The 23015-nt window shown below is 65.9% G+C and carries 25 protein-coding genes; 14 read left to right on the top strand and 11 right to left on the bottom strand.

Features of this window, described 5'->3' with window-relative positions; translation table 11 throughout:
* Positions 1-226: 226 nt before the first annotated feature.
* The 5 genes from rluB to DMX06_RS25155 form a co-directional block, all read right to left on the bottom strand.
* The gene (rluB, locus tag DMX06_RS25175; protein WP_038706581.1) at positions 227-1291 is read right to left on the bottom strand and encodes a 23S rRNA pseudouridine(2605) synthase RluB; all 1065 of its coding nucleotides are present in this window, start codon (positions 1289-1291) and stop codon (positions 227-229) included.
* A 174-nt stretch (positions 1292-1465) separates the two neighbouring features.
* A complete protein-coding gene (gene scpB, locus DMX06_RS25170) occupies positions 1466-2227 on the bottom strand; it encodes an SMC-Scp complex subunit ScpB (protein ID WP_110739859.1) in 762 nt (253 codons plus the stop codon).
* Between the two features lie 14 nt (positions 2228-2241).
* Positions 2242-2940, bottom strand: a complete 699-nt coding sequence (locus tag DMX06_RS25165) for a segregation and condensation protein A (RefSeq protein WP_181427898.1) — start codon at positions 2938-2940, stop codon at positions 2242-2244.
* Between the two features lie 125 nt (positions 2941-3065).
* Positions 3066-3695: an L-threonylcarbamoyladenylate synthase gene (locus DMX06_RS25160; RefSeq protein ID WP_082337815.1), complete on the bottom strand. Its 630-nt coding sequence runs from the start codon at positions 3693-3695 to the stop codon at positions 3066-3068.
* A 13-nt stretch (positions 3696-3708) separates the two neighbouring features.
* Positions 3709-4569, bottom strand: coding sequence for a PHP domain-containing protein (locus DMX06_RS25155; RefSeq protein ID WP_110739857.1), 861 nt, complete (start codon positions 4567-4569; stop codon positions 3709-3711).
* Between the two features lie 67 nt (positions 4570-4636).
* Between DMX06_RS25155 and DMX06_RS25150 the strand changes: the two genes are divergently transcribed.
* The 6 genes from DMX06_RS25150 to DMX06_RS25125 all read left to right on the top strand — a co-directional run bounded on the left by DMX06_RS25150 (position 4637) and on the right by DMX06_RS25125 (position 8852).
* Positions 4637-5233, top strand: a complete 597-nt coding sequence (locus DMX06_RS25150; protein WP_110739856.1) for a septation protein A — start codon at positions 4637-4639, stop codon at positions 5231-5233.
* A 1-nt stretch (position 5234) separates the two neighbouring features.
* Positions 5235-5534 (top strand): YciI family protein, encoded by a 300-nt coding sequence (locus DMX06_RS25145; RefSeq protein ID WP_110739855.1) that lies wholly within the window; start codon positions 5235-5237, stop codon positions 5532-5534.
* A 171-nt stretch (positions 5535-5705) separates the two neighbouring features.
* On the top strand, positions 5706-6098 hold the full coding sequence (locus DMX06_RS25140) for a hypothetical protein (RefSeq protein WP_050706756.1): 393 nt from the start codon (positions 5706-5708) through the stop codon (positions 6096-6098).
* Positions 6099-6105: 7 nt separating this feature from the next.
* Complete coding sequence (locus DMX06_RS25135; protein WP_110739854.1) at positions 6106-6783, top strand: response regulator transcription factor; 678 nt, start codon at positions 6106-6108, stop codon at positions 6781-6783.
* 251 nt (positions 6784-7034) lie between these two features.
* On the top strand, positions 7035-7451 hold the full coding sequence (locus DMX06_RS25130) for a Spy/CpxP family protein refolding chaperone (protein WP_110739853.1): 417 nt from the start codon (positions 7035-7037) through the stop codon (positions 7449-7451).
* 12 nt (positions 7452-7463) lie between these two features.
* Positions 7464-8852: a sensor histidine kinase gene (locus DMX06_RS25125; RefSeq protein WP_110739852.1), complete on the top strand. Its 1389-nt coding sequence runs from the start codon at positions 7464-7466 to the stop codon at positions 8850-8852.
* A 49-nt stretch (positions 8853-8901) separates the two neighbouring features.
* Here DMX06_RS25125 and DMX06_RS25120 read toward each other — a convergent pair whose 3' ends face one another.
* Complete coding sequence (locus tag DMX06_RS25120) at positions 8902-9459, bottom strand: nitroreductase family protein (protein ID WP_110739851.1); 558 nt, start codon at positions 9457-9459, stop codon at positions 8902-8904.
* A gap of 170 nt (positions 9460-9629) precedes the next feature.
* On the opposite strand from DMX06_RS25120, the gene DMX06_RS25115 reads away from it, so the two are divergent.
* A complete protein-coding gene (locus tag DMX06_RS25115; RefSeq protein WP_110739850.1) occupies positions 9630-11084 on the top strand; it encodes a TrkH family potassium uptake protein in 1455 nt (484 codons plus the stop codon).
* Here the strand turns inward: DMX06_RS25115 and DMX06_RS25110 are convergent.
* Entirely contained in the window at positions 11041-12087 is a 1047-nt protein-coding gene (locus tag DMX06_RS25110) for an AraC family transcriptional regulator (protein WP_110739849.1), read from the bottom strand. The two genes, DMX06_RS25115 and DMX06_RS25110, sit on opposite strands and share 44 nt — an antisense overlap.
* A 154-nt stretch (positions 12088-12241) precedes the next feature.
* Between DMX06_RS25110 and DMX06_RS25105 the strand changes: the two genes are divergently transcribed.
* Both DMX06_RS25105 and DMX06_RS25100 read left to right on the top strand, forming a co-directional pair.
* Positions 12242-12553 carry a DUF962 domain-containing protein gene (locus tag DMX06_RS25105; protein WP_050706762.1) on the top strand — a complete coding sequence of 104 codons (312 nt, stop codon included), beginning with the start codon at positions 12242-12244 and terminating at the stop codon, positions 12551-12553.
* Positions 12554-12656: 103 nt separating this feature from the next.
* Entirely contained in the window at positions 12657-13241 is a 585-nt protein-coding gene (locus tag DMX06_RS25100) for an HD domain-containing protein (protein WP_110739848.1), read from the top strand.
* Positions 13242-13388: 147 nt separating this feature from the next.
* On the opposite strand, the gene DMX06_RS25095 is transcribed toward DMX06_RS25100, so the two are convergent.
* Positions 13389-14204, bottom strand: coding sequence for a UDP-2,3-diacylglucosamine diphosphatase (locus DMX06_RS25095; RefSeq protein ID WP_110739847.1), 816 nt, complete (start codon positions 14202-14204; stop codon positions 13389-13391).
* Positions 14205-14328: 124 nt separating this feature from the next.
* Here DMX06_RS25095 and DMX06_RS25090 point away from each other — a divergent pair, with 124 nt between their 5' ends.
* The gene (locus DMX06_RS25090) at positions 14329-15096 is read left to right on the top strand and encodes a helix-turn-helix transcriptional regulator (protein ID WP_110739846.1); all 768 of its coding nucleotides are present in this window, start codon (positions 14329-14331) and stop codon (positions 15094-15096) included.
* 178 nt (positions 15097-15274) lie between these two features.
* Positions 15275-16162 carry a DMT family transporter gene (locus DMX06_RS25085; RefSeq protein ID WP_110739845.1) on the top strand — a complete coding sequence of 296 codons (888 nt, stop codon included), beginning with the start codon at positions 15275-15277 and terminating at the stop codon, positions 16160-16162.
* Here DMX06_RS25085 and DMX06_RS25080 read toward each other — a convergent pair whose 3' ends face one another.
* The gene (locus DMX06_RS25080) at positions 16163-16444 is read right to left on the bottom strand and encodes a SelT/SelW/SelH family protein (protein WP_096049580.1); all 282 of its coding nucleotides are present in this window, start codon (positions 16442-16444) and stop codon (positions 16163-16165) included.
* A 66-nt stretch (positions 16445-16510) separates the two neighbouring features.
* On the opposite strand from DMX06_RS25080, the gene DMX06_RS25075 reads away from it, so the two are divergent.
* Positions 16511-18697, top strand: a complete 2187-nt coding sequence (locus DMX06_RS25075; protein WP_110739844.1) for a patatin-like phospholipase family protein — start codon at positions 16511-16513, stop codon at positions 18695-18697.
* A gap of 95 nt (positions 18698-18792) precedes the next feature.
* Here DMX06_RS25075 and DMX06_RS25070 read toward each other — a convergent pair whose 3' ends face one another.
* Entirely contained in the window at positions 18793-19230 is a 438-nt protein-coding gene (locus DMX06_RS25070; RefSeq protein ID WP_028691103.1) for a MarR family transcriptional regulator, read from the bottom strand.
* A 138-nt stretch (positions 19231-19368) separates the two neighbouring features.
* On the bottom strand, positions 19369-21513 hold the full coding sequence (gene recQ, locus DMX06_RS25065) for a DNA helicase RecQ (RefSeq protein ID WP_110739843.1): 2145 nt from the start codon (positions 21511-21513) through the stop codon (positions 19369-19371).
* Between the two features lie 244 nt (positions 21514-21757).
* Here recQ and DMX06_RS25055 point away from each other — a divergent pair, with 244 nt between their 5' ends.
* Entirely contained in the window at positions 21758-22345 is a 588-nt protein-coding gene (locus tag DMX06_RS25055) for a YecA/YgfB family protein (RefSeq protein WP_110739842.1), read from the top strand.
* An 8-nt stretch (positions 22346-22353) separates the two neighbouring features.
* On the top strand, positions 22354-22719 hold the full coding sequence (locus DMX06_RS25050) for a YbaN family protein (protein ID WP_110739841.1): 366 nt from the start codon (positions 22354-22356) through the stop codon (positions 22717-22719).
* The last annotated feature ends 296 nt before the right edge of the window (positions 22720-23015 follow it).

The following is a 23015-nucleotide window of genomic DNA, read 5'->3' as shown; positions in this document are numbered from 1 at the left end:
GGCTCTGGCGCGCAGGCTTTGGAAAGTTTTTGTGACGATGAATGGAAAAGCACAGGTAGGCCGGGGAAAACACCCAGAATCGTATAGTTTTCTTTACAATGTGGTTTGAAAAATTGCCACCGGTCGGGAAATTTTCTGTCCGTTCAGGTACTTGGCCGCGATGGGCCATTTACCGCAGGCACAAAAAAGCCAGCCCGAAGGCTGGCTCTCTCGCTACCGGACCGAATCAGCCGCGCGGCTTGCCGCGACCACGGCCTGCCGGCTTGTCGCCTTCAGGACGGGACGGACGCTTGCGCATCTCGCTCGGACGCTCGGCCACCGTGCTGCCGCGGTTGCCCTTGCGCGGCGCTGCGTCTTCACGCGGCGCACGTGCCGGACGCTCGGCTTGGCCTTCGGCGGCAGGACGCAGGGTGCGCACACGCTCTCCACGCCCCAGCGGACGGGTCGACTTGCGCTGCAGACGCTCGAGCTTGTCCTTGGCCTTGAGTTTCATCTCCGGCAGCGCCACCGGCTGCAGGCCGACTTCGGCGGCCAGGATGTCGATCTCGCCCTGGCTCATTTCGCGCCAGCGGCCCATCGGCAGGTCGGAGTTGAGGAACACCGGGCCGAAACGCACGCGCTTCAGGCGGCTGACCACCACCCCCTGGGATTCCCACAGACGACGCACTTCACGGTTGCGGCCTTCCATCACCACACAGTGGTACCAGTGGTTGAAGCCTTCGCCGCCCGGTGCCTTCTGGATGTCGGTGAACTTGGCCGGACCGTCCTCGAGCACCACGCCGGCCTTGAGGCGGTCGACCATGTCGTCGTCGACTTCGCCGCGCACACGCACGGCGTACTCGCGGTCCATTTCATAGGACGGGTGCATCAGGCGGTTGGCCAGCTCACCGTCGGTGGTGAACAGCAGCAGGCCGGTAGTGTTGATGTCCAGGCGGCCGATGTTGATCCAGCGGCCCTCTTTCGGGCGCGGCAGGCGGTCGAACACGGTCGGACGGCCTTCCGGGTCGTCACGGGTGCAGATCTCGCCGTCGGGCTTGTTGTACATGATCACGCGGCGGGTCGCCTCGGCGGCCTCGACACGCTTGATCAGCTTGCCGTCAACGGTGATGGCGTCGTGCAGGTCGACGCGCAGGCCCAGGGTGGCCTCGACGCCGTTGACCTTGATACGGCCCTGGCCGATCCAGGCCTCGACGTCACGGCGCGAGCCGACGCCGATGCGCGCCAGTACCTTCTGCAGCTTTTCGCCGGACGGCGGGGTGGGTTGTTGGTCCTGCAGGTCTTTGTCACTCATCTGGGCACCTCCCGGTGTAGTAGTGAAAGCGGGCGCGCATCATACGCGGTTCGGCGGGGGAACGCACTGGAGGGTAGAAGGTTTTTGGCGGTCGCCCCGTAAATTCTGCCCAAAGGTCTGTGTTGACGGTGCCGGCTTCATCGCGGGACAAACCCGCTCCCACAAAGCGGACAGTCAGGCCTTTGGTTCTTCCTCGGGCTCGACGGACGCTTCTTCGCGCAAATCATCGAAATCGGTCTTGAGCCCCTCTTCCATAGCATCCAGCTCCACCAGCAGCGAGCGGAAGCTGGTCTCATCCTTCGGCTCCACTTCTTCACCCTCCTCGCCCAGGCTGGCATCGGCCAGGGCTTGCAGGTGAGCGGGCACCGGCGCTTCGTCCGGGTCGAGCAACGGCTCCGGCTCCAGCTCGCGCAGCTCGGCCAATGCCGGCAGTTCGTCGAGGCTCTTGAGGTTGAAGTGATCGAGAAACGCCTTGGTGGTGGCAAACATCGCCGGCCGTCCAGGCACCTCGCGGTAGCCGACGATACGAATCCACTCGCGCTCCATCAGGGTCTTGATGATGTTGCTGTTGACCGCCACGCCGCGCACGTCCTCGATCTCGCCACGGGTGATGGGCTGGCGGTAGGCGATCAGCGCCATGGTTTCCAGCAGCGCACGGGAGTAACGCTGCGGGCGTTCCTCCCACAGCCGGCCGACCCAGGGCGCATAGTCTGCGCGGATCTGCAGGCGGTAGCCGGTGGCCACTTCCTTGAGCTCGAAGGCACGGCCGCTGCAGGACTTGCCCAGCACCTCCAAGGCCTTCTTGAAAACGGCGGGGGCCGGGCGCTCGGCCTCCTCGAACAGCTCGTAGAGGCGCTCGAGGGATTGCGGCTTGCCCGAGGCGAGCAGGAAGGCCTCGATCAGCGACGCCAGTTCGCGGGGTTCATTCAGGTTCATCGGTAGTCGTCAGGTCACTCTGCCCGGGCACGGACGTGGATCGGGGCGAAAGGCTCATTTTGCACGAGTTCGATCAGCGATTCCTTCACCAGTTCGAGAATCGCCATGAAAGTGACCACCACGCCGAGCTTGCCCTCCTCACGGGTGAACAATTCGACGAAAGGCACGAATGCGCCACCCTTGAGGCGCTCAAGCACCTCGCTCATGCGTTCGCGGGTCGACAACGTCTCCCGGGTGATCTGGTGGCTCTCGAACAGGTCGTTGCGGCGCATGACCTCGGCCATGGACAGCAGGATCTCTTCCAGGGCGACCTCGGGCAGCAGCTTGCGCACCTTGGCCTGGGGAGCCTCCAGGCGCGGCACGACGATTTCGCGTCCAACCCGCGGCAACTCGTCGATACCTTCGGCGGCGGCCTTGAAGCGTTCGTACTCCTGCAGGCGGCGGATCAGCTCGGCGCGCGGGTCGCCCTCCTCTTCCTCGACTTCGCTGGAGCGCGGCAGCAGCATGCGCGACTTGATCTCGGCGAGCATGGCGGCCATCACCAGGTACTCGGCGGCGAGCTCCAGGCGCACGTTCTTCATCAGCTCGACATAGCTCATGTACTGGCGGGTGATCTCCGCCACCGGGATATCGAGGATGTCCACGTTCTGCTTGCGGATCAGGTACAGCAGCAGGTCCAGCGGGCCTTCGAAGGCTTCGAGGAAGACTTCCAGGGCATCAGGCGGGATATACAGGTCGACCGGCATCTCGGTCAGGGCTTCGCCATAGACCAGGGCCAGCTGCAACTGGAACGGCGTCTCGGACTCGGCGACCGGCGCCTCTGGAGCTTGCACCTGACTCACGCGTTGACCAGGAACGGCGTCGGATCCCCGCACCCTTCACGAATCAGCTCCGGCTCGTCACCGGACAGGTCGATGACGGTCGAGGCCTTCAGGTCACCGAAGCCACCGTCGATGATCAGATCGACATGGTGCTCCAGGCGCTGGCGGATCTCGTAGGGATCGGTCATCGGCTCATCGTCGCCCGGCAGGATGAGGCTGACGCTCATCAGCGGTTCGCCGAGCTCCTCGAGCAGGGCCAGGACGATGGGGTTGGACGGCACGCGCAGGCCGATGGTGCGGCGCTTGTCGTGCAACAACAGGCGCGGCACTTCGCGGGTGGCGTTGAGGATGAAGGTGTAGGGCCCCGGAATGTGCGCCTTGAGCAGGCGGAACGTCGCCGTGTCGATCTTGGCGAAGGTGCCCATCTCGGACAGGTCGCAGCACAACAGGGTGAAGTTGTGGTTCTTGTCCAGCTGACGCAGGCGGCGCACCCGCTCGATGGCGCCCTTGTCGCCGATCTGGCAGCCCATCGCATAGGCCGAGTCGGTCGGGTAGACCACCACCCCACCCTTGCGGATGATCTCCACGGCCTGTTTGATCAGGCGCGCCTGCGGGTTTTCCGCATGAATCTGGAAAAATTGGCTCACGTAGTCGTCCTGTTCATACCGCCATAGACTGTTCATGTCGGAATCGACGCCACAGAGGTGGCAGGTCCTCGGGCAATGGCCGGTAGGCACCGATCTCGCCCCAGGTGCCGGGGCCGTGGAAGTCACTGCCGGCGCTTGCCAGCAAGCCGAACTCACGGGTGAGGATCGACATTGTCCCCACCTGCTCGGGCGGCATCATCCCATTGACCACTTCCAGCGCCTGCCCCCCTGCCTGAATATAGTCGGCAATCAGCCGTCTGCGCTTGCTGCGGGTCAGTTCGTAGTGCATGGGATGGGCCAGGCTCACCCAGGCATTGGACTCGCGCAGCGTAGCGACGGTTTCATCCAGCGTCGGCCAGTGCAGCTTGACGTCCCCCAGCTTGCCGGCGCCCAGCCACTTGCGAAAGGCCTCGCCACGGTCCTTGACGAAGCCTGCGCGCACCAGGAATTCGGCGAAGTGCGGGCGCGCCGGGGCATTGCCGCTGTCGCCCAGTTCCTGCTGCACGGCCCGCGCGCCGTCGAGCGCGCCGGGCATGCCCTTGGCCGCCAGCTTGCGGTCGATTTCCTCGGCGCGCAGCCAGCGGCCACGGTGCAGGTTATCGATGGCTTCGAGCAGGGGCGGGGCATCGAGCGGAAAATCGTAACCCAGCACATGGATGGTGGCGCCGCCCCAGGTGCACGACAACTCTACCCCGCTGACCCACTGCATGCCGTTGTCCAGGCAGGCCTGGCGGGCCTCGGGCAGGCCTTCGAGGGTGTCGTGGTCGGTGAGCGACAGCGTCCGCACCCCGTGCTCATGGGCCCGGGCGACCAGTGCCGTGGGCGACAGGGCGCCGTCGGAGGCCGTGCTGTGACAGTGCAGATCAACATTCATGGAGGAGCGCTTTCGCAGGAATCGATGTTTGTTATTATGCCGTCACATCCCGCTTCTGGCTGCCACTGTGAAACAATTCATCGATTTCATCCCGCTGCTGCTGTTCTTCATCGTCTACAAACTGGATCCGCGCCCGGTCGAATTCGCCGGCCAAAGCTTCGAGTTCGGCGGGATCTACAGCGCCACCGCCATGCTGATCGCCAGCTCCGTGGTGGTCTACGGCGCGCTGTTCCTGCGCCACGGCAAGCTGGAGAAGGGCCAGTTGCTGACCCTGGTCGCCTGCCTGGTGTTCGGCGGCCTGACCCTGGCCTTCCACAGCGAGACCTTCCTCAAGTGGAAGGCGCCGGTGGTCAACTGGCTCTTCGCCCTGGCCTTCGCCGGCAGCCACTTCATCGGCGACCGGGTGCTGATCAAGCGCATCATGGGCCACGCCCTGACCCTTCCGGAAGCCGTCTGGACCCGCCTGAACCTGGCGTGGATCGGCTTCTTCCTGGTGTGCGGCGCCGCCAATCTGTTCGTCGCCTTCACCTTCCAGGACATCTGGGTCGACTTCAAGGTCTTCGGCAGCCTGGGCATGACCGTGCTGTTCCTGGTGGCCCAGGGCGTCTACCTGTCGCGCCACCTGCATGATGCCGACCCTTCCACCTCCAAACCCAAGGACTGACATGCTCTACGCCATCATCGCCAGCGACGTCGAAAACTCCCTGGAAAAACGCCTGGCCGCCCGCCCCGCCCATATCGAGCGCCTGCAGCAGCTCAAGGCCGAGGGCCGTGTGGTCCTCGCCGGCCCGCATCCGGCCATCGACAGCAACGACCCGGGCGCCGCCGGTTTCAGCGGCAGCCTGATCGTCGCCGAGTTCGATTCGCTGAATGCCGCCCAGGCCTGGGCCGACGCCGACCCGTACATCGCCGCGGGCGTCTACGACAAGGTCGTGGTCAAGCCGTTCAAGCAAGTCCTGCCGTAACAGGCTTTTGAGGGACGAGATTTGTGGGAGCGGGCTTGCCCCGCGATTGCGTCAATCGCGGGGCAAGCCCGCTCCCACATAACCGCGCCCAACTACACCCCGCGCGGCACTATTCATAAATTCCGACAACCGGCCGACAACCTCCTGAATCGATACGAATCAGGAGTTCCAATGCGTCAAGGTCCGATGTCCCTGCTGCTTTGCCTGTTACTGCTGTCCCCTTTCGCCGCGGCCGAGCAGCCGCTGTCGCTGGAAGCCGGGGCGCGGATCACCGAGCTGCAGCAGCGCCTGGAAGAGAGCGAGAAACAGCGCGACGCGCTGACCCTGCAACTGCAGAACCAGGACAGTGAGCGCGAAAGCGCCCAGCTCTCGCGCCTGCGCCAGGACAACCAGCGCCTGAAGCTGGCGGTCAAGGAGCTGCAGGCCGCCAGCAGCGCGCCCCAGCGCCTGCTCACCGACCAACAGCAGTGGTTCCTGATCGGCTCGGTCGTTGCACTGTTGTCGGCAGTCTGCGGTATCTTAGCCAGCGGCGGACACAGAAGACGCCGGCAATGGTTGAATTGAGTGAGACATGAGCGAGCTGTTACTGATTGATGATGACCAGGAACTGTGCGAGCTGCTCGGCAGCTGGCTGACCCAGGAAGGGTTTGCGGTGCGCGCCTGCCACGATGGCCAGAGTGCGCGCCAGGCCTTGGCCAGCCACGCCCCGGCGGCGGTGGTGCTGGATGTCATGCTGCCCGACGGCAGCGGCCTGGAACTGCTCAAACAGTTGCGCAGCGAGCACACCGACCTACCGGTGCTGATGCTCTCGGCCCGCGGCGAGCCGCTGGACCGCATCCTCGGCCTGGAGCTGGGCGCCGACGACTACCTGGCCAAGCCCTGCGACCCCCGCGAGCTCACCGCCCGCCTGCGCGCCGTGCTGCGCCGCAGCCACCCCAGCGCGCCCAGCAGCCAGGTCGAGATCGGCGACCTGACCTTCAGCCCGGTGCGCGGCGTGGTCAGTATCGACGAGCGCGAAATGACCCTCACGCTGTCCGAGAGCCGCATCCTCGAGGCGCTGCTGCGCCAGCCCGGCGAACCACTGGACAAGCAGGAGCTGGCGCAGATCGGCCTGGGTCGCAAGCTCACGCTCTATGACCGCAGCCTGGACATGCATGTCAGCAACCTGCGCAAGAAAATCGGCCCGCACCCGGACGGCCGTCCGCGCATCGTCGCCCTGCGCAGCCGCGGCTACTACTACAGCCTCTGACAGACAACACGATCTCTGTGGGAGCAGCCTTGTGTCGCGATGGGGCGCGAAGCGGTCCCAGAATCACGGCAGGATGCCAAATAGCCGGGGCTGCTGTGCAGCCCATCGCGACACAAGGCCGCTCCCACAGGATCCGCACGGCGGCCAACGCCAACTTTACGCTGTCTTTACCCTCACCTGACCGCCCTTGACCTTGATCTCCCTAGACTGGGCTCATCCGGTAACCACCGGCCCCTGAAAGGAGAGACACCATGCGCAAGACCCTGATCGCCCTGATGTTCGCCGCCGCCCTGCCGACCGTGGCCATGGCCATGCCTGACGGCGGTCCGCGCCACGACGGCCCGCATCATCGCGGTGACGCGCCTTTCGCCCAGCTGGACCTGAGCCGCGACCAGCGCCAGCAGATCGGCAAACTGATGGGCGAGCGGATGCAACAGCGCCGCGATATCACCGAGCGCTACATGGCCAAGCTGCCGGCCGCCGAGCAGAAAGCCATGAAGGACGAACTCAAGGCCAGCCACGACAAGACCGACGGCCAGATCCGCGCCCTGCTCAAGCCCGAGCAGCAGAAAAAGTTCGACGAACTGCAGAAGGAACGCGCCGCGCGCAAGGCCGAATGGAAGGAGTTCCAGGCCTGGAAGGCTGAAAAAGCCGGCAAGGCCCAGTAAGCTGTCAGCCCGATGCCCGGCCCGCGCCCCCGCTGGCCGGGCTTTCGCCATTTCTCGGAGGTGCTCCTCTTGCGTTCACTGTTCTGGCGCATCCTGGCCAGCTTCTGGTTGGCCATCGCCCTGGTCGCCGGGCTGTCGATCCTGCTCGGGCACATGCTCAACCAGGACACCTGGATCCTCAGCCGCCACCCTGGCCTGAACAACCTGGCCAGCCATTGGGCCCAGCACTATGAACAGGATGGCCTGGAGTCGTCGCAGCGCTTCCTGGAGCGACGCAAGCAGCGCTACAAGATCGACGTGCAGGTGCTCGACGACAGCGGCGACGCCGTCGTGCCCGGCACCTTTCCGCGCCGCGCCGCCGCCTTCGAGGCGCGCCAGCACAACGACGAACGCCGCCTGCCCTGGCGGCGCCTGACCGAGGAATACACCAGCCCCAGCAGCGGCGAGACCTACCTGCTGATCTACCGTATTCCCCACCCCGAACTGGCCGCCTGGCACCGCGAGAGCCTGATCTGGCCGCTCAGCGCCCTGGGGATCGCCCTGGTGGTACTGACCCTGTTCAGCCTGCTGGTGACCCTGTCTATCACCCGCCCGCTCAGCCGCCTGCGCGGCGCGGTGCACGACCTGGGACAGACCAGCTATCAGCAGAACAGCCTGGCGCGGCTGGCGGTGCGCCGCGACGAGTTCGGCGTACTGGCCAACGACTTCAACAAGATGGGCGCGCGCCTGCAGAGCCTGATCGGCAGCCAGCGCCAGCTGCTGCGCGATGTGTCCCACGAACTGCGCTCGCCGCTGGCGCGGCTGCGCATCGCCCTGGCCCTGGCCGAGCGCGCCGAGCCGCAGCAGCGCCAGGCCCTGTGGCCGCGCCTGACCCGCGAGTGCGATCGCCTGGAGGACCTGATCAGCGAGATCCTGGTGCTGGCCCGGGTCGATGCCGACCAGGCCCATGCCGAACCTGTGGACCTCAATGCCTTGCTGGGCGGCGTGCGCAAGGACGCCCAGCTGTCGGCACCGGAACAGGAAGTGCGACTGGAGGCGCAAGCAGGCCTGACCTTGCACGGCTGGCCGACCTTGATCGAACGGGCGGTGGACAACCTGCTGCGCAATGCCCTGCGTTTCAATCCGGCCGGGCAGCCGATCGAGGTGCATGCCCGCCGCGAACAGGATCGCATCGTGCTGAGCGTGCGCGATCATGGGCCGGGAGTGGCGGCAGAGCACCTGGCGCAACTGGGCGAGCCGTTCTTCCGGGCGCCGGGGCAGGAGGCCCCGGGGCATGGACTGGGGCTGGCGATTGCGCGCAAGGCGGCAGAGCGCCATGGCGGCAGCCTGGTGCTGGGCAATCATCCGCAGGGTGGGTTTATTGCGACGCTGGAGATTCCCTGCAATATCAGTGCAGTCTGACAGACCGCGGGGCTGCCGCGAAAGGGCCGCAGAGCGGCCCCGCCTCACATCACTCTCCCCAGGCGCTGACGTACCGGGCTGTCTCCAGGACCGGCGCCGTGCGCGGCTCGCCCATCGGCGTGCCGACATACAGGTAGCCGATCACCTCTTCGTTCGCCTCCAGGCCCAAGCCCTTCTGCACATGGGCGTCGAACGCCATGTCGCCGGTGCGCCACACCGCGCCGATGCCCTGGGCATGGGCGGCGATAAGGATGCCGTGGGCGGCGCAGCCGGCGGCCAGGCGCTGCTCGATCTGCGGCACCTTGAAATGATCCTGCAGCCTGGCGATTACCACGATCAGCAACGGCGCCCGAAGCGGCATCGCCCGGGCCTTGTCCAGCGCGGCCGGGGAGGCATCGCCCTTGGCCTGCACCGCCTCGGCGAACAGCTCGCCAAGCTTCTCGCGGCCCTGGCCCTCGATGGTCAGGAAGCGCCAGGGGCGCAGCTGGCCATGGTCCGGCGCGCGCAGCGCGGCCTGGAACAGCGCCTCGCGCTGGGCGGCATTGGGCGCAGGTTCGGTCAGGCGTGGCACGGAAACACGGTTGAGCAATGCGTCGAGAGCCTCCATGGGCTACCCTCCTGAAAGATTGAAAGTGCGGCCATTCTCAAGCTGCAAGCATCAAGCTGCAAGCCACAAGAAAAAGCAGCCTTCGCAAGCCTCATTGGCGCTTGGCGCTTGCAGCTTGCAACTTGCGGCTTAAAATGGCGCCCTTTCCGTATCGAGTCAGAGCAGATCACATGGCGTTGCCGACCTTAAGGATCATTGGTTTCATCATCGGCATCTTCCTGATCACCCTGGCAGTGAGCATGGTGGTGCCCATGGCGACCCTGGTGGTCTTCGAGCGCACCGGCGACATGCCGTCGTTCCTCTGGTCGAGCCTGATCACCTTCCTCGCCGGGCTCGGCCTGGTCATCCCCGGCCGCCCCGAGCACGTGCACCTGCGCCCCCGCGACATGTACCTGCTGACCGTCAGCAGCTGGCTGGTGGTCTGCGTGTTCGCCGCCCTGCCGTTCCTGCTGACGCAGCACATCAGCTACACCGACGCCTTCTTCGAAAGCATGTCCGGCATCACCGCCACCGGCGCCACCGTGCTCAGCGGCCTGGACAACATGTCGCCGGGCATCCTGATGTGGCGCTCGATGCTGCACTGGCTGGGCGGCATCGGCTTCATCGGCATGGCGGTGGCGATCCTGCCACTGCTGCGCATCGGTGGCATGCGCCTGTTCCAGACCGAATCCTCCGACCGTTCGGAAAAGGTCATGCCGCGCTCGCACATGGTCGCCAAGTCGATCGTCGCGGTGTATGTCGGCATTACCGTGCTCGGCAGCCTGGCGTTCTGGTGGGCGGGAATGAGCCCGTTCGACGCGATCAACCATGCCATGTCGGCGATCTCCACCGGCGGCTTCTCCACCTCCGACCAGTCCCTGGCCAAGTGGGACATCCCCGCGGTGCACTGGGTCGCGGTGGTGGTAATGATCATGGGCAGCGTGCCGTTCACCTTGTACGTGGCCACCCTGCGCGGCCACCGCAAGGCACTGATCAAGGACCAGCAGGTACAGGGCCTGCTGGCCATGCTGGTGGCCACCTGGCTGGTGCTCGGCACCTGGTACTGGGCCACCACCGACCTGCACTGGCTTGACGCCCTGCGCCACGTGGCGCTGAACGTCACCTCGGTGGTCACCACCACCGGCTTCGCCCTGGGCGACTACAGCATGTGGGGCAATTTCTCGCTGATGCTGTTCTTCTACCTGGGCTTCGTCGGCGGTTGCTCCGGCTCCACCGCCGGCGGCATCAAGATCTTCCGCTTCCAGGTCGCCTACATCCTGCTCAAGGCCAACCTCAACCAGTTGATCCACCCACGGGCGGTGATCAAGCAGAAGTACAACGGCCATCGCCTCGACGAAGAGATCGTGCGTTCGATCCTGACCTTCTCGTTCTTCTTCGCCATCACCATCTGCATCATCGCCCTGCTGCTGTCGCTGCTGGGCGTGGACTGGATGACCGCGCTGACCGGCGCCGCCGGCACGGTATCGGGTGTCGGCCCCGGGCTGGGCGAGGTGATCGGCCCGGCCGGCAACTACGCCAGCCTGCCGGACGCGGCCAAGTGGATCCTCGCCGGCGGCATGCTGCTGGGCCGCCTGGAGATCATCACGGTGCTGGTGTTGTGCATGCCGGCGTTCTGGCGTCACTGACCGATAACCGCGTGCGGTACTCGCTCGGCGTGGTGTCGAACCAGCGGCGGAACGCCCGGTAGAAGTTGCTCGGATCGGCGAAACCCAAAAGGTAGGCGGTCTCCAGCAAGGTGGTGCCGGGCTGCGCCAGGTACTGCTCGGCCAGTTCGCGACGGGTGTCATCAAGCAGGGTCTGGAAGCTGGTGCCCTCGTCCTGCAGGCGCCGTTGCAAAGTGCGCTGCGACAGGTGCAGGGCCTGGGCCACGGTCTCGCGCTTGGGCTCACCCTGAGGCAGGATGCGGCACAGCACCTGGCGCACCCGATGGGTCACGCGGCTTTCCGAGAAGCGCGCCAGGTATTCCCCGGCAAAGCGATCATGCAGCACCGCCATCGCCTCGTTGGCGGTCGGCAGCGGCGCCTCCATGTCGGCACGCTCGAGCACCAGCGCGTCATGAGCCGCGCCAAACACCAGCGGCGCATGGAAGGCCGCCTTGTACGGCTCGACGTTCTTCGGCTGGCCGCCCTGGATCAGCACCCGCCGCGGCTGGATCGGCCGCCCGCTGAGCCAGGTGCACAGGGCCAGGGCACAGGCCAGGGAAGCCTCGGCGCTGTGCCGGGTCGGTGGCAGGTGGTCGCCATGCACGGTCAGCACCAGGGCGTAGCCGTCGGGCTCGAGGCGAAAGCTCAGGTCCGAACTCTCGGCGATGATCCGCTGGTAGCGCACCAGGCGTTCGAAACCCTCGGCCAAGGTGCGGCTGGACATCAGCGCGTAGCCCACCACATGGAACGAGGCCGGACGCACCACCCGGGCCATGTTCAGGCCGATGGCCTCGTTGCCCGACAACTCGACCGCCAGTTGCCACAGCCGGGTCATCGAATCCTGGGTGAATCGCGCATCGGGGTCGTCGAGGGCGGAAAAGTCGAGCCCGAGCTGCTTGAACATGGCCGGACAATCGAGCCCTTCCAGCTCGAGAGCCTTGACGATCCCTGATGCCCAGCTGGCTGACGTGGTTCTCTCACTCATGACAGGCTCTTGTGCTGACCGCTCCTGCGGTGAACCGAAAGGATACTCAATTGGCGCCTATTGTCACTGGCCACTGCCCTCAGTGACTCTAGACTCGATTCAGGCTCCACGCCGTGTATCCTGTAAGCACGACCCGCAGATTCGGAAGCCCGCCATGACCCGCACAGCGCAGTTCCGCAGTTTTGCCGAGTTCTACCCCTACTACCTGGGCGAGCACAGCAACGCCACCTGCCGCCGCCTGCACTTCGTCGGCACCAGCCTGGTGATCGCCCTGCTCGCCTACAGCATCGGCAGCGGCCAGTGGCTGTTGCTGCTGGCCGTGCCGCTGGCCGGCTACGGCTTCGCCTGGATCGGGCATTTCTTCTTCGAGAAGAACCGGCCGGCCACCTTCACCCATCCCTGGTACAGCCTGGTCGGCGACTTCGCCATGTTCCGCGACATCCTGCTGGGCCGCCTCAGCCTCTGAATCGGCCCGCAAGGCCAGGTTCGCGTCCCGGCCGGCCACTGCCAAAGCCCGCGCCCTGGCCAACACTGCCTGACATGTCCCCCGACACGAGTGGCCCGCGGCGATGAACAAGCAAGCGAACTTCAGCCACATGCGCGACGGCACCGCCCAGGACTGGGCGATCATCGCCGACGACTTTCGCGCCTATGCCCGGCTGCTGCCCCAGCGCATCCTCGCCCATCTGCGCCTGCTCGATGGCGACTTCGGCGGTTTTCCCATCGATCGCCTGAGCCACTCGCTGCAGACCGCCACCCGTGCCTTGCGTGACGGCCGCGACGAGGAATACGTGGTCTGCGCCCTGCTGCACGACATCGGCGACACCCTCGGCAGCTACAACCATCCGGATATCGCCGCGGCGATCCTCAAGCCCTTTGTCAGCGCCGAGAACCTGTGGATGATCGAGAAGCACGGGATCTTCCAGGGCTACTACTTCTTCCACCACCTGGGCATGGATCGCCACCTGCGCGAGCAATTCAGCGATCACCCGCAATACCAGCGGACCATCGAATTTTGCGCGCGCTACGACGCGGCGGCGTTCGACCCCGAGTACCCGAGCCTGCCGCTGTCGTTCTTCGAACCGATGATGGAGCGGCTGTTCGCCCAGCCCAGGCAGTCGATCTACAAGGCGGCCCTGAAAGCGTCGGCCTGATTCTGGGTACCCGTCACCTGTAGGAGCGGCCTTGTGCCGCGAATGGGCTGCGCAGCAGCCCCGACGATCTTGAGCGTAACCGAGAACCTGGGGCCGCTGCGCGCCCCTTTCGTGGCACAAGGCCGCTGCTACAGGGCTGAAACCGACCTAGGCCGGCTCGCCCAACTCCGCCGGCCGCGACGCTGCTTCCCGCGCCTGTGCCTCGGCGAACCGGTACAGCTCGATCCGCCCGTCCCAGTGCTCGATCAGCGCCGTGCACGACTCCACCCAATCGCCGCAGTTGAGGTACTCCACCTCGCCCACCCGGCGAATCTCGGCATGGTGGATATGCCCGCACACCACGCCCTGAAAGCCACGCCGGGTGCACTCGTGGGCGATGGCGTCCTCGAAGTCGCTGATGAAGTTAACCGCGCCCTTGACCTTGTGCTTGAGGTACGCCGACAACGACCAGTAGCCGTAGCCATACCGAGCACGCCAGTGGTTGAGCCAACGGTTGAGCACCAGGGTGAATTCGTAGGCCCTATCGCCGAGAAATGCCAGCCAGCGGTGGTAGCGGGTGATTACGTCGAACTGGTCGCCGTGGATCACCAGCAGCCGACGGCCATCGACGGTAAGGTGCTCGGCTTCATCCACCAACTGGATGTTGCCCAGGATCAGTTTCGAGTAGCGGCGCAGGAACTCGTCGTGGTTGCCGGTAACGTAGATCACTTCGGTACCGCGCTTGCTCAGGGTCAGCAGGCGGCGGATGACGTTGGTATGGGCCTGGGGCCAGTAGATGCCGCCGCGCAGTTTCCAGCCGTCGATGATATCGCCAACCAAGTAGATGCGCTCGGCCTGGTAGCCCTTGAGAAAATGCGCGAGGTGTTCGGCCTGGCAATCGCGGGTACCCAGGTGCACATCGGAAATCCACAGGGTGCGGACACGCAGCTTGCGTGACGGGCGGACGGGTTCGGCGTGGGTCATGAGCGGGCTCCGGCGCTGTTTGCTGGAGACTGGCAGGCCCAGGTGACAGATTGGTGGCAGGCACATGATCATCCTGCGCCCGCCTTGAGGTGTACACTCTTCACCTGCTTCGTGAGGACTCACCATGACCGCCGGCCCCCTGCTTTCGCTGCGCCATTATCGCCACGACCTGATCGCCCACAGCCACGACCATCCGCAACTGGTGTTCGGCCTGGGCGGGCGCCTGGATTTCGAGGTGGATGGTCGCGGCGGCCGGGTCAGCCGTCAGGACCTGATGGTGGTGCCTGCCGGCGCCCACCACACCTGCGGCAGCCCCGAGGGCAGCCACTGCCTGGTGCTGGACGTGCCGGGCGGGCACTGGCTCGGCGAGCATCTGGGCGAGCACGCCGACAACAGCCGCCGTCTGCTCGACCGCCCCGGCCCCCTGGGCCTGGACAGCCGCCAGCAGCAGTTGGTCGACTGGCTGGCGGCAAGCCCCGTGGACGACCCGCTGATTGCCTGCCAGGGCGCGGTGCTGTTGCTGGCCAGCCTCAACCCTCAGGCCGGTGCCCCGGTACTGGCCTGCAGGCGCCTGCCCTATGCCGCCTTCGACCGGCATATCGAGCAGCACGCCGCCTATCCGCTGCAGGTCGCCGACCTGGCACGCCTGGCCGGGCTTTCCAGCGCGCGACTGCACGCGCGTTTTGCCAGCGAGTGCGGCGTGACACCGATGGACTACATCCGCCAGCGGCGGCTGTCGATGGCGCGACGATTGTTGCGTGAGACGCTGTTGCCGGTGGGAGAGGTCGCGGCGCGGGTGGGGTATGGATCGCAGAGCGCCTTCAGCGCGGCGGTGATGCGGGCGTTCGGCTGCACGCCGCTGGCGTTGCGGCGCGAGTCTGGCGACAACTGACGCGAGATGCGCGACAGACACGGGCAGACCGGGCTCTTACACTGAGCGCCTAGATATTCTCTCCCTGTGCTGGCCTCTTCGCGGGTAAACCCGCTCCCACAGGATTCGCACTGACCTGTGGGAGCGGGTTTACCCGCGAAGAGGCCGGCACAGGAACCTGCGAATGCAAAGGACCACCATGAACCACCGCACCGCCCTCGGCGCCCTGCATATCGGCGCGCTGTTCTTCGGCCTGACCGGCGTCTTCGGCAAGCTGGCCGCCAGCGCCAGCCCCTCGATCATCGTCTTCGGCCGCGCCCTGTTCGCGGTGCTGGCCCTGGCCCTGTTCGCCAGCCTGGCGCGCCAGGCCTGGCAACCGCTGCGTGGTCAGGACGTGCGCCGCCTGCTGCTGGGCGGCGCGCTGCTGGCCGGGCATTGGGTGAGCTTCTTCATCGCGGTCAAGGTCGGTGGCGTGGCCATCGCCACCCTCGGTTTCGCCAGCTTCCCGGCGTTCACCGTGATCCTCGAGGGCCTGCTGTTCCGCGAACGCATCCGCCGCAACGAGGCGCTGCTGGTGCTGCTGGTGAGCATCGGCCTGGTGCTGGTCACCCCGGCATTCGACCTGGCCAGCGAGGCCACCGGCGGGTTGCTCTGGGCGCTGCTCTCGGGCTTGCTGTTCTCGCTGCTGTCGCTGACCAACCGCGCCGGTTCCGGGCGCCTGCCCGCCGTGCAGGCGGCGCTGTGGCAGAACCTGGTGGTGAGCCTGTGCCTGCTGCCGTTCGCCGCGCCTGGCCTGGCCGCGGTGGCGCCACTGGACTGGCTGTGGATTGCCCTGCTCGGCGTATTCTGCACCGGTGTCGCCCACAGCCTGTTCGTCGCCAGCCTGGCGGTGATCAAGGCGCGCACCGCCGCGGTGGTGTTCGGCATGGAGCCGGTCTATGGCATCGCCGTGGCCTGGGTGGTGTTCGCCGAACAGCCGACCCTGCGCATGCTCGCCGGTGGCGCCTTGATCATCTTCGCCATCGTGCTGTCCAGCCGCCTGGCCGCCGAGCAACCGGCCCGTCAGCCGCAGCCCGAAAGCGCCTGATCAGCGATCGTTGTGGCCCAGGTCGCGCTGCGGATCGATCTGGTCGCGCACCCGCTGCTTGAGCACCTTGGCCTCGGGGAAGCCGCCGTCGGCCTTGCGCTCCCAGATCTGCACGCCGTCGCAGGTGATGCGGAACACCCCACCGGTGCCGGGCTCCAGCGCCACCTGACCGAGGTCGTCGGCAAAGGTGCTGAGCAGCTCCTGGGCCAGCCAGGCGGCGCGCAGCAGCCATTGGCACTGGGTGCAATAGGTGATGACGATTTGTGGCTTGCTGTCTGCCATGTAGGGAAACTCCGTAGGAAGGGCCGCTTATACTAGCGGTCTTTATCCTCTGGTTTGAGACTCACGATGCGCCGCCTGCTGTACTGCCTCCTGCTGATGCTCACCTCATTCACCGTGCTGGCCGCCGAAGCGGCACGGCCGAAGATCGGCCTGGTGCTGTCGGGCGGCGCCGCCCGCGGCCTGGCCCATATCGGCGTGCTCAAGGCCCTGGAGGAACAGGGCGTGCGCATCGACGCCATCGCCGGCACCAGCATGGGCGCGGTGGTCGGCGGGCTGTACGCCTCGGGCTACAGCATCGCCGAACTGGAGAAGCTGGCCACCACTCTGGACTGGCAGCAGGCGCTGTCCGATGCGCCGCCACGCAAGGATGTGCCGTTCCGGCGCAAGCAGGACGACCGCGACTTCCTGGTCAAGCAGAAGCTGAGCTTTCGCGACGACGGCAGCCTGGGCCTGCCACTGGGGGTGATCCAGGGCCAGAACCTGGCCCTGCTGCTGGAAAGCAAGCTGGCCCACACCGCCGACATCCGGGACTTCGACAAACTGCCGATCCCCTTCCGCGCCGTGGCCACCGACATCACCAGCGGCGAAAAGGTAATCTTCCGCCGCGGCCACCTGCCTCAGGTGATCCGCGCCAGCATGTCGATCCCGGCGGTGTTCGCCCCGGTGGAACTGGACGGCCGGCTGCTGGTGGACGGCGGCATGACCGACAACATCCCGGTGGACGTGGTGCGCGAGATGGGCGTGGACCTGGCCATCGTCGTCGACATCGGCACCCCGCTGCGCAACCGCAAGCAGCTGGCCACGGTGGTGGATGTGCTCAACCAGTCGATCACCCTGATGACCCGGCGCAACTCCGAGGAGCAACTGGCCAGCCTGCGCCGCGAGGATATCCTCGTCCAGCCGCCACTCTCGGCCTTCGGCGTCACCGATTTTGGCCGTGCCCAGGACATGATCGACGCCGGCTACCGCGCCACCCGCGCCCTCGACCCGCGCCTGGCGGCGCTGCGCCAGACCGAGGGTGACAGCAACCTGGCGGTGGCACGCTCGCCGAAACAGCGCACGCCGATCATCACCTCCATCCGGGTGGAGAACGACTCCAAGGTCAGCGACGACGTGATCCGCTACTACATTCGCCAGCCCATCGGTGAGCCGCTGGATCTCGGCCGCCTGCAGACCGACATGGGTACCCTCTACGGCCTGGACTACTTCGACCAGGTGCAGTACCGCGTGGCGCACAAGGGCGACGAACATACCCTGGTGATCAACGCCCGTGGCCGGCGTGGCGGCACCGACTACCTGCGCCTGGGCCTGAACCTGTCGGACGACCTGCGCGGCGACAGCGCCTTCAACCTCGGCGCCAGCTACCGGGTCAACGGCATCAACCGGCTCGGCGGCGAATGGCTGACCCGTGCGCAGATCGGCGACGAGCAGGAGCTGTACAGCGAGTTCTACCAGCCGCTGGACGTGGGCTCGCGCTACTTCATCGCCCCCTACCTGGCCCTGGGCTCGCAGAACGTCGAGGCGACCCTGGACAACGACCCGGTGGCCGAGTATCGCCTGGAACGCTACGGTTTCGGGCTCAATGTCGGCCGGCAGATCGGCACCTACGGCGAAGTGCGCCTGGGCGTGGGCAAGGCCTGGGGCAATGCCGAGGTGCGCATCGGCGACCAGGACCTGCCCAAGGTCAGCTTCAACGAGGGGTTCTACGAGCTCAAGTACTCGTTCGACACCTTCGACAACGTGTACTTCCCCCACAGTGGCGAGGATATCGGCCTGACCGTGCGCAAGTACGACAAGTCACTGGACTCGGACCAGAACTACCGGCAGTGGCTGTTCAACCTGGACAAGGCCTTCAGCAGCGGGCCGAACACCCTGGTGCTGGGTGGCAGGTATGGACGAACGCTGGATGACGCCGAGGTAGTCACTTCGAGCTTCGTGTTCGGTGGCGCCCGGCAGCTGTCAGGTTTCCGCCAGGATTCGATCTCCGGGCAGAACATGAGCCTGCTGCGCATGGTCTACTACCGTCGCCTGACGCCTCGGGCCTACCTGCCCCTGGACTTCCCGCTGTACCTGGGCGGCTCGCTGGAGCGCGGCCGGGCATGGAACAATGACAATGAGTTCGACAGTGGCTATATCAATGCGGCGAGCATCTTCCTGGGGCTGGAAACGCCGCTGGGGCCGTTGAACCTGAGCTATGGGGCCAACGATGCCCATGAGAAGGCGGTGTACCTGAACCTGGGGCATACCTTCTAGAAATGATCGCGGGGCAAGCCCGCTCCCACAAGTCATGCAGCCAATTGTGGGATCAGACTCGTGGGAGCGGGCTTGCCCCGCGATTGATGAAGGGTTCAGGACTTCTCGAGATTATCGAGAATCTTCGCATGCACGCGCATGCACACTTCCATGTCGGCCTCGTCTATGCCGGTGAACAGCTCGAGGCGCAGGGCATTGGCGATGGTCTCGATCTGGTCGATCAGCGGCTTGGCCGGCGGGCACAGCAGGATCTTCTTGGCCCGGCGATCTTCCATCACCGCCTGGCGGCGTACCAGCCCCTGGCTCTCGAGGCTGTCGAGCAGGCGCGCCAGGGTCGGGCCCTCGACGCCCACGCTCTGGGCCAGCTCACGCTGGGTCGGCGCCTCGTCGAACCTGGCCAGGTGCAGCAGCACCAGCCAGCGGGCTTGCGACAGGTTGAGCCCGGCCAGGCGGCGGTCCAGTTCGGCACGCCAGCCCCGGGACATCTGGGCCAGCTGCATGCCGAAGCGGTGTTGGTTGTCGGTAAGGGGCATAAGCAACTCAATGAATAGAACTAATTATTAGCCAGCTAATCATGGCCCGGCCATTCAGGCAAGGTTCGACGCCTCGGAAATGGCTGATAAACATGTAAGGGTATGACAAAGGTCAGCAATTGGCGCAAATGCCGGCAATTAAAGGCCGAACTCCAGCGCCAGCGCCGCCCGTACACAGTGCAGGACGCCTTCCGGCACCCGCTGGCCGAACAGCGGCGCCACACCAGACACCGGCGGCAACTCGCCCTCGCCGTCGAGGAAGGCGTCCTGCACCTCCATCATCAGCTCCTCCGGCAGGTCCAGCGCCTGCTCCAGGCTCAATTCCTGGCGGCCGATGGCCTCGGCCAGCAGGCTGTAGACGTTCTTCTCGGTGCAGTTCAACTGCCCGGCGATCTGCGCCGGGGTCATGCCGGCGCGGGCCAGACTGACCAGTTCGTGGCGCAGGTCGAGCACCACCTTCGGCGCCTCCTCGGTACCACCGGCGCCGTTGAGCACTTCGAGGAAGGCCTGGCCATAGCGCTCCAGCTTGCGCGCACCGACGCCACTGACCTGGGCCATGTCGCTGAGGCTGGTGGGCATGCTGCGCAGCATCTCCAGCAGGGTGGAGTCGGGGAAGATGACGTAGGGCGGCACGCTGTGCTCCTCGGCCAGCTTGCGCCGCAGGGTGCGCAGCGCTTCCCACAGCTCGCGCTCCTCGGCCCGCACCAGTTGGCTGGCCGGGCTGCCGCCGCTGGAGGAAGACTTGGCCACGGTCTGCGGCTTGAGGTCGCGGCGCAGCTGCAGGTTCACCTCGCCGCGCAGCAACGGCCGGCAGCTGTCGGACAGCCGCAGGCCACCGTAGCCCTCGAGGTCGATGTCCACCAGGCCGCGCGCCACCAACTGGCGGAACAACGAGCGCCACTCGGCCTCGGCCAGCGTCTTGCCGACACCGAACACCGAGAGCTTCTCGTGGCCGAAATTGCGCACCTTCTCGGTGTCCTTGCCCAGCAGCACGTCGACCAGATGGCCGACGCCGTAGCGCTGGCCGGTGCGGAACACCGCCGACAGCGCCTGGCGCGCAGGCTCGGTGGCATCCCAGGTCTGCACCTGGTCGACGCAGTTGTCGCAATGCCCGCACGGTTGCTCGAGCACTTCGTCGAAGTAGGCCAGCAGCGACTGACGGCGGCAGCGGGTCTCCTCGCACAACGCCAGCATGGCGTCGAGCTTGTGCTGCTCGATGCGCTTGTGACGCTCGTCGCCCTCGGAGTTCTGCAGCATCTGCTTGAGCATCACCATGTCCTGCAGGCCGTAGGCCATCCAGGCGTCCGACGGCAGGCCGTCACGGCCGGCACGGCCGGTCTCCTGGTAATAGGCCTCAAGCGACTTGGGCAGGTCGAGGTGGGCGACAAAGCGCACGTTGGGCTTGTCGATGCCCATGCCGAAGGCGATGGTGGCGACCATGATCAGCCCTTCCTCGTTGAGGAAGCGGTGCTGGTTGGCGGCGCGGGTCTCGGCGGCGAGGCCCGCGTGATACGGCAACGCCGGGAAGCCCTGCTCGCAAAGGAAGGCAGCGGTCTCGTCGACCTTCTTGCGCGACAGGCAATAGACGATGCCGGCGTTACCACGGCGCTCGCCGAGGAACGCCATCAGCTGCTTGCGCGGCGACTCCTTGGGCACGATGCGGTAGAAGATGTTCGGCCGGTCGAAGCTCGACAGGAACCGCTCGGCGCCCTGCAGGTGCAGGCGCTGGACGATCTCCTCGCGGGTACGCATGTCGGCGGTGGCGGTCAGGGCGATGCGCGGCACATGCGGGAACAGCTCGGCGAGCTGGCCCAGTTGCAGGTACTCGGGGCGGAAGTCGTGGCCCCATTGCGACACGCAGTGGGCCTCGTCGATGGCGAACAGGGAAACGTCGAGGCCGCGCAGGAAGTCCAGCATGCGCGGCTGCACCAGGCGCTCGGGGGCCAGGTAAAGCATCTTCACCTCGCCACGGCGCAGGCGCCCGGCCAGGTCGCGCTGCTGCTCGGCGCTGAGGGTGGAGTTCAGCGCCGCGGCGGCCACGCCCAGCTCGTCGAGGGTGGCGACCTGGTCGTCCATCAGCGCGATCAGCGGCGACACCACCACGGTCAGGCCCGGGCGCAGCAGGCCAGGCACCTGGAAGCACAACGATTTACCGCCACCAGTGGGCATCAGCACCAGGGCGTCGCCACCACCTGCCACACATTCGATGATCGCCGCCTGGCGCCCGCGGAAACTGTCGTAACCGAAGACATCCTTGAGGACGCGCTGAGCCTGTTCGAGCATTTGCCACTCCAAAATCGCCGTACCATCCTGGACTCAGGCTGGACGATAAATCCGCCGCGCACACATCGAATGCGTAAGCGGTTTTTGCCAGATGACGGGAAAACGCCACCGGAGCACGAAAAACAGCGGAGTATACCCGACTGCCCCACCCCCGGCATGCCCCGCAGACAGACGTTCCCTTTGCCCCGCAGCCGCCGCAAGGTGCTAGAATTCACTATCGTTTATTCCCCAAGGTAGCCCTGTAATGTCCTTCGCCGAGCAACTGACCCGCCTGCAAGCCTTCCTCGACGCCGATGAGCTGCACGAAGAAGCGCTGGACTACGTCGCCGCACACGGCTACCTGACCGCGCTGTCGATCTGCTCGGAGCAAGTTCCAGACCGTGAGTGGATCGACGCGCTGTTCGCCGAAGAACCCCACTACACCAGCGATGCCCAGCGCACCGAGATCGAAGCGACGCTGGTAGCCCTCAAAGGCCACATCGCTCGCCAGTTGGCCAGCGAAGAGGAATTCGACCTGCCGTGCGACCTCGACCTCACCGACGAGCCGGACGACTCCGACCTGCGCGGCTGGTGCATCGGTTTCATGGAGGGCGTGTTCCTGCGTGAAGAGGCCTGGTTCGACAATTCCGAGGATGAAGTCAGCGAAATGCTCCTGCCGATCATGGTCGGCTCGGGCCTGTTCGACGAGCAGCCGGAGTTCGCCGACATCGCCAGCGATGCCAACTTGCAGGACGACATGATCGTACAGATCCCCGAAGCGCTGAGCGCGCTGTTCCTGCTGCAGCACGCACCGGACGAAAAACCTGCCGTACTCAAACCACGCCGCCACTGATCAACGTGGTGCGCTACCTGCTGCTGGCCGCCGGCTGGCTCAGTGTCGCGCTCGGGGTGGCGGGGATCTTCCTGCCGGTGCTGCCCACCACCCCGTTCCTGCTGCTGGCGGCGGCCTGTTTCGCCCGCAGCTCGCCGCGCTTTCACCACTGGCTGGTGAATCATCCGAAACTCGGGCCATGGATCCGCGACTACCTCAGCGGCGAGGGGATTCCGCTGCGGGGCAAGGTCTATGCGATCGGCCTGATGTGGGCCAGCATCGGGCTGTCCTGCTACCTGGTGCCGCTGTTCTGGGCACGGGTGTTCATGCTGACCAGCGCGGTGCTGGTCAGTGCCTGGATCCTCAGGCAGAAGACCCTGCAGCGACCGGATTGAGCCGGATAGCGAGCACATGCCGTGCGCCGCTTCCGGCCTAACGCAATCACCCTGTGGGAGCGGCCTTGCGTCGCGAAAGGGGCGCGAAGCGGCCCCAGGATTTCAGCGTTGATACAAAGATCGCCGGGGCCGCTTCGCGGCCCTATCGCGACGCAAGGCCGCTCCCACAGGGAAACGCGCAATTCCCTATCTTCAGCAAGATCGCTGCTTACACCGTATCCACCTTCAACGAATGATCATTGAGCATGCCGCTGATGATGGTCGCGGTGTCATGCCCCGCCGCAATCACCCCGCCC

Source organism: Pseudomonas mosselii, from assembly GCF_003205295.1.
Classification (GTDB): Bacteria; Pseudomonadota; Gammaproteobacteria; order Pseudomonadales; family Pseudomonadaceae; genus Aquipseudomonas; species Aquipseudomonas mosselii_B.
The sequence above is the reverse complement of the archived record's forward strand: the minus strand, read 5'-3'. Positions and strand labels throughout refer to the sequence as shown.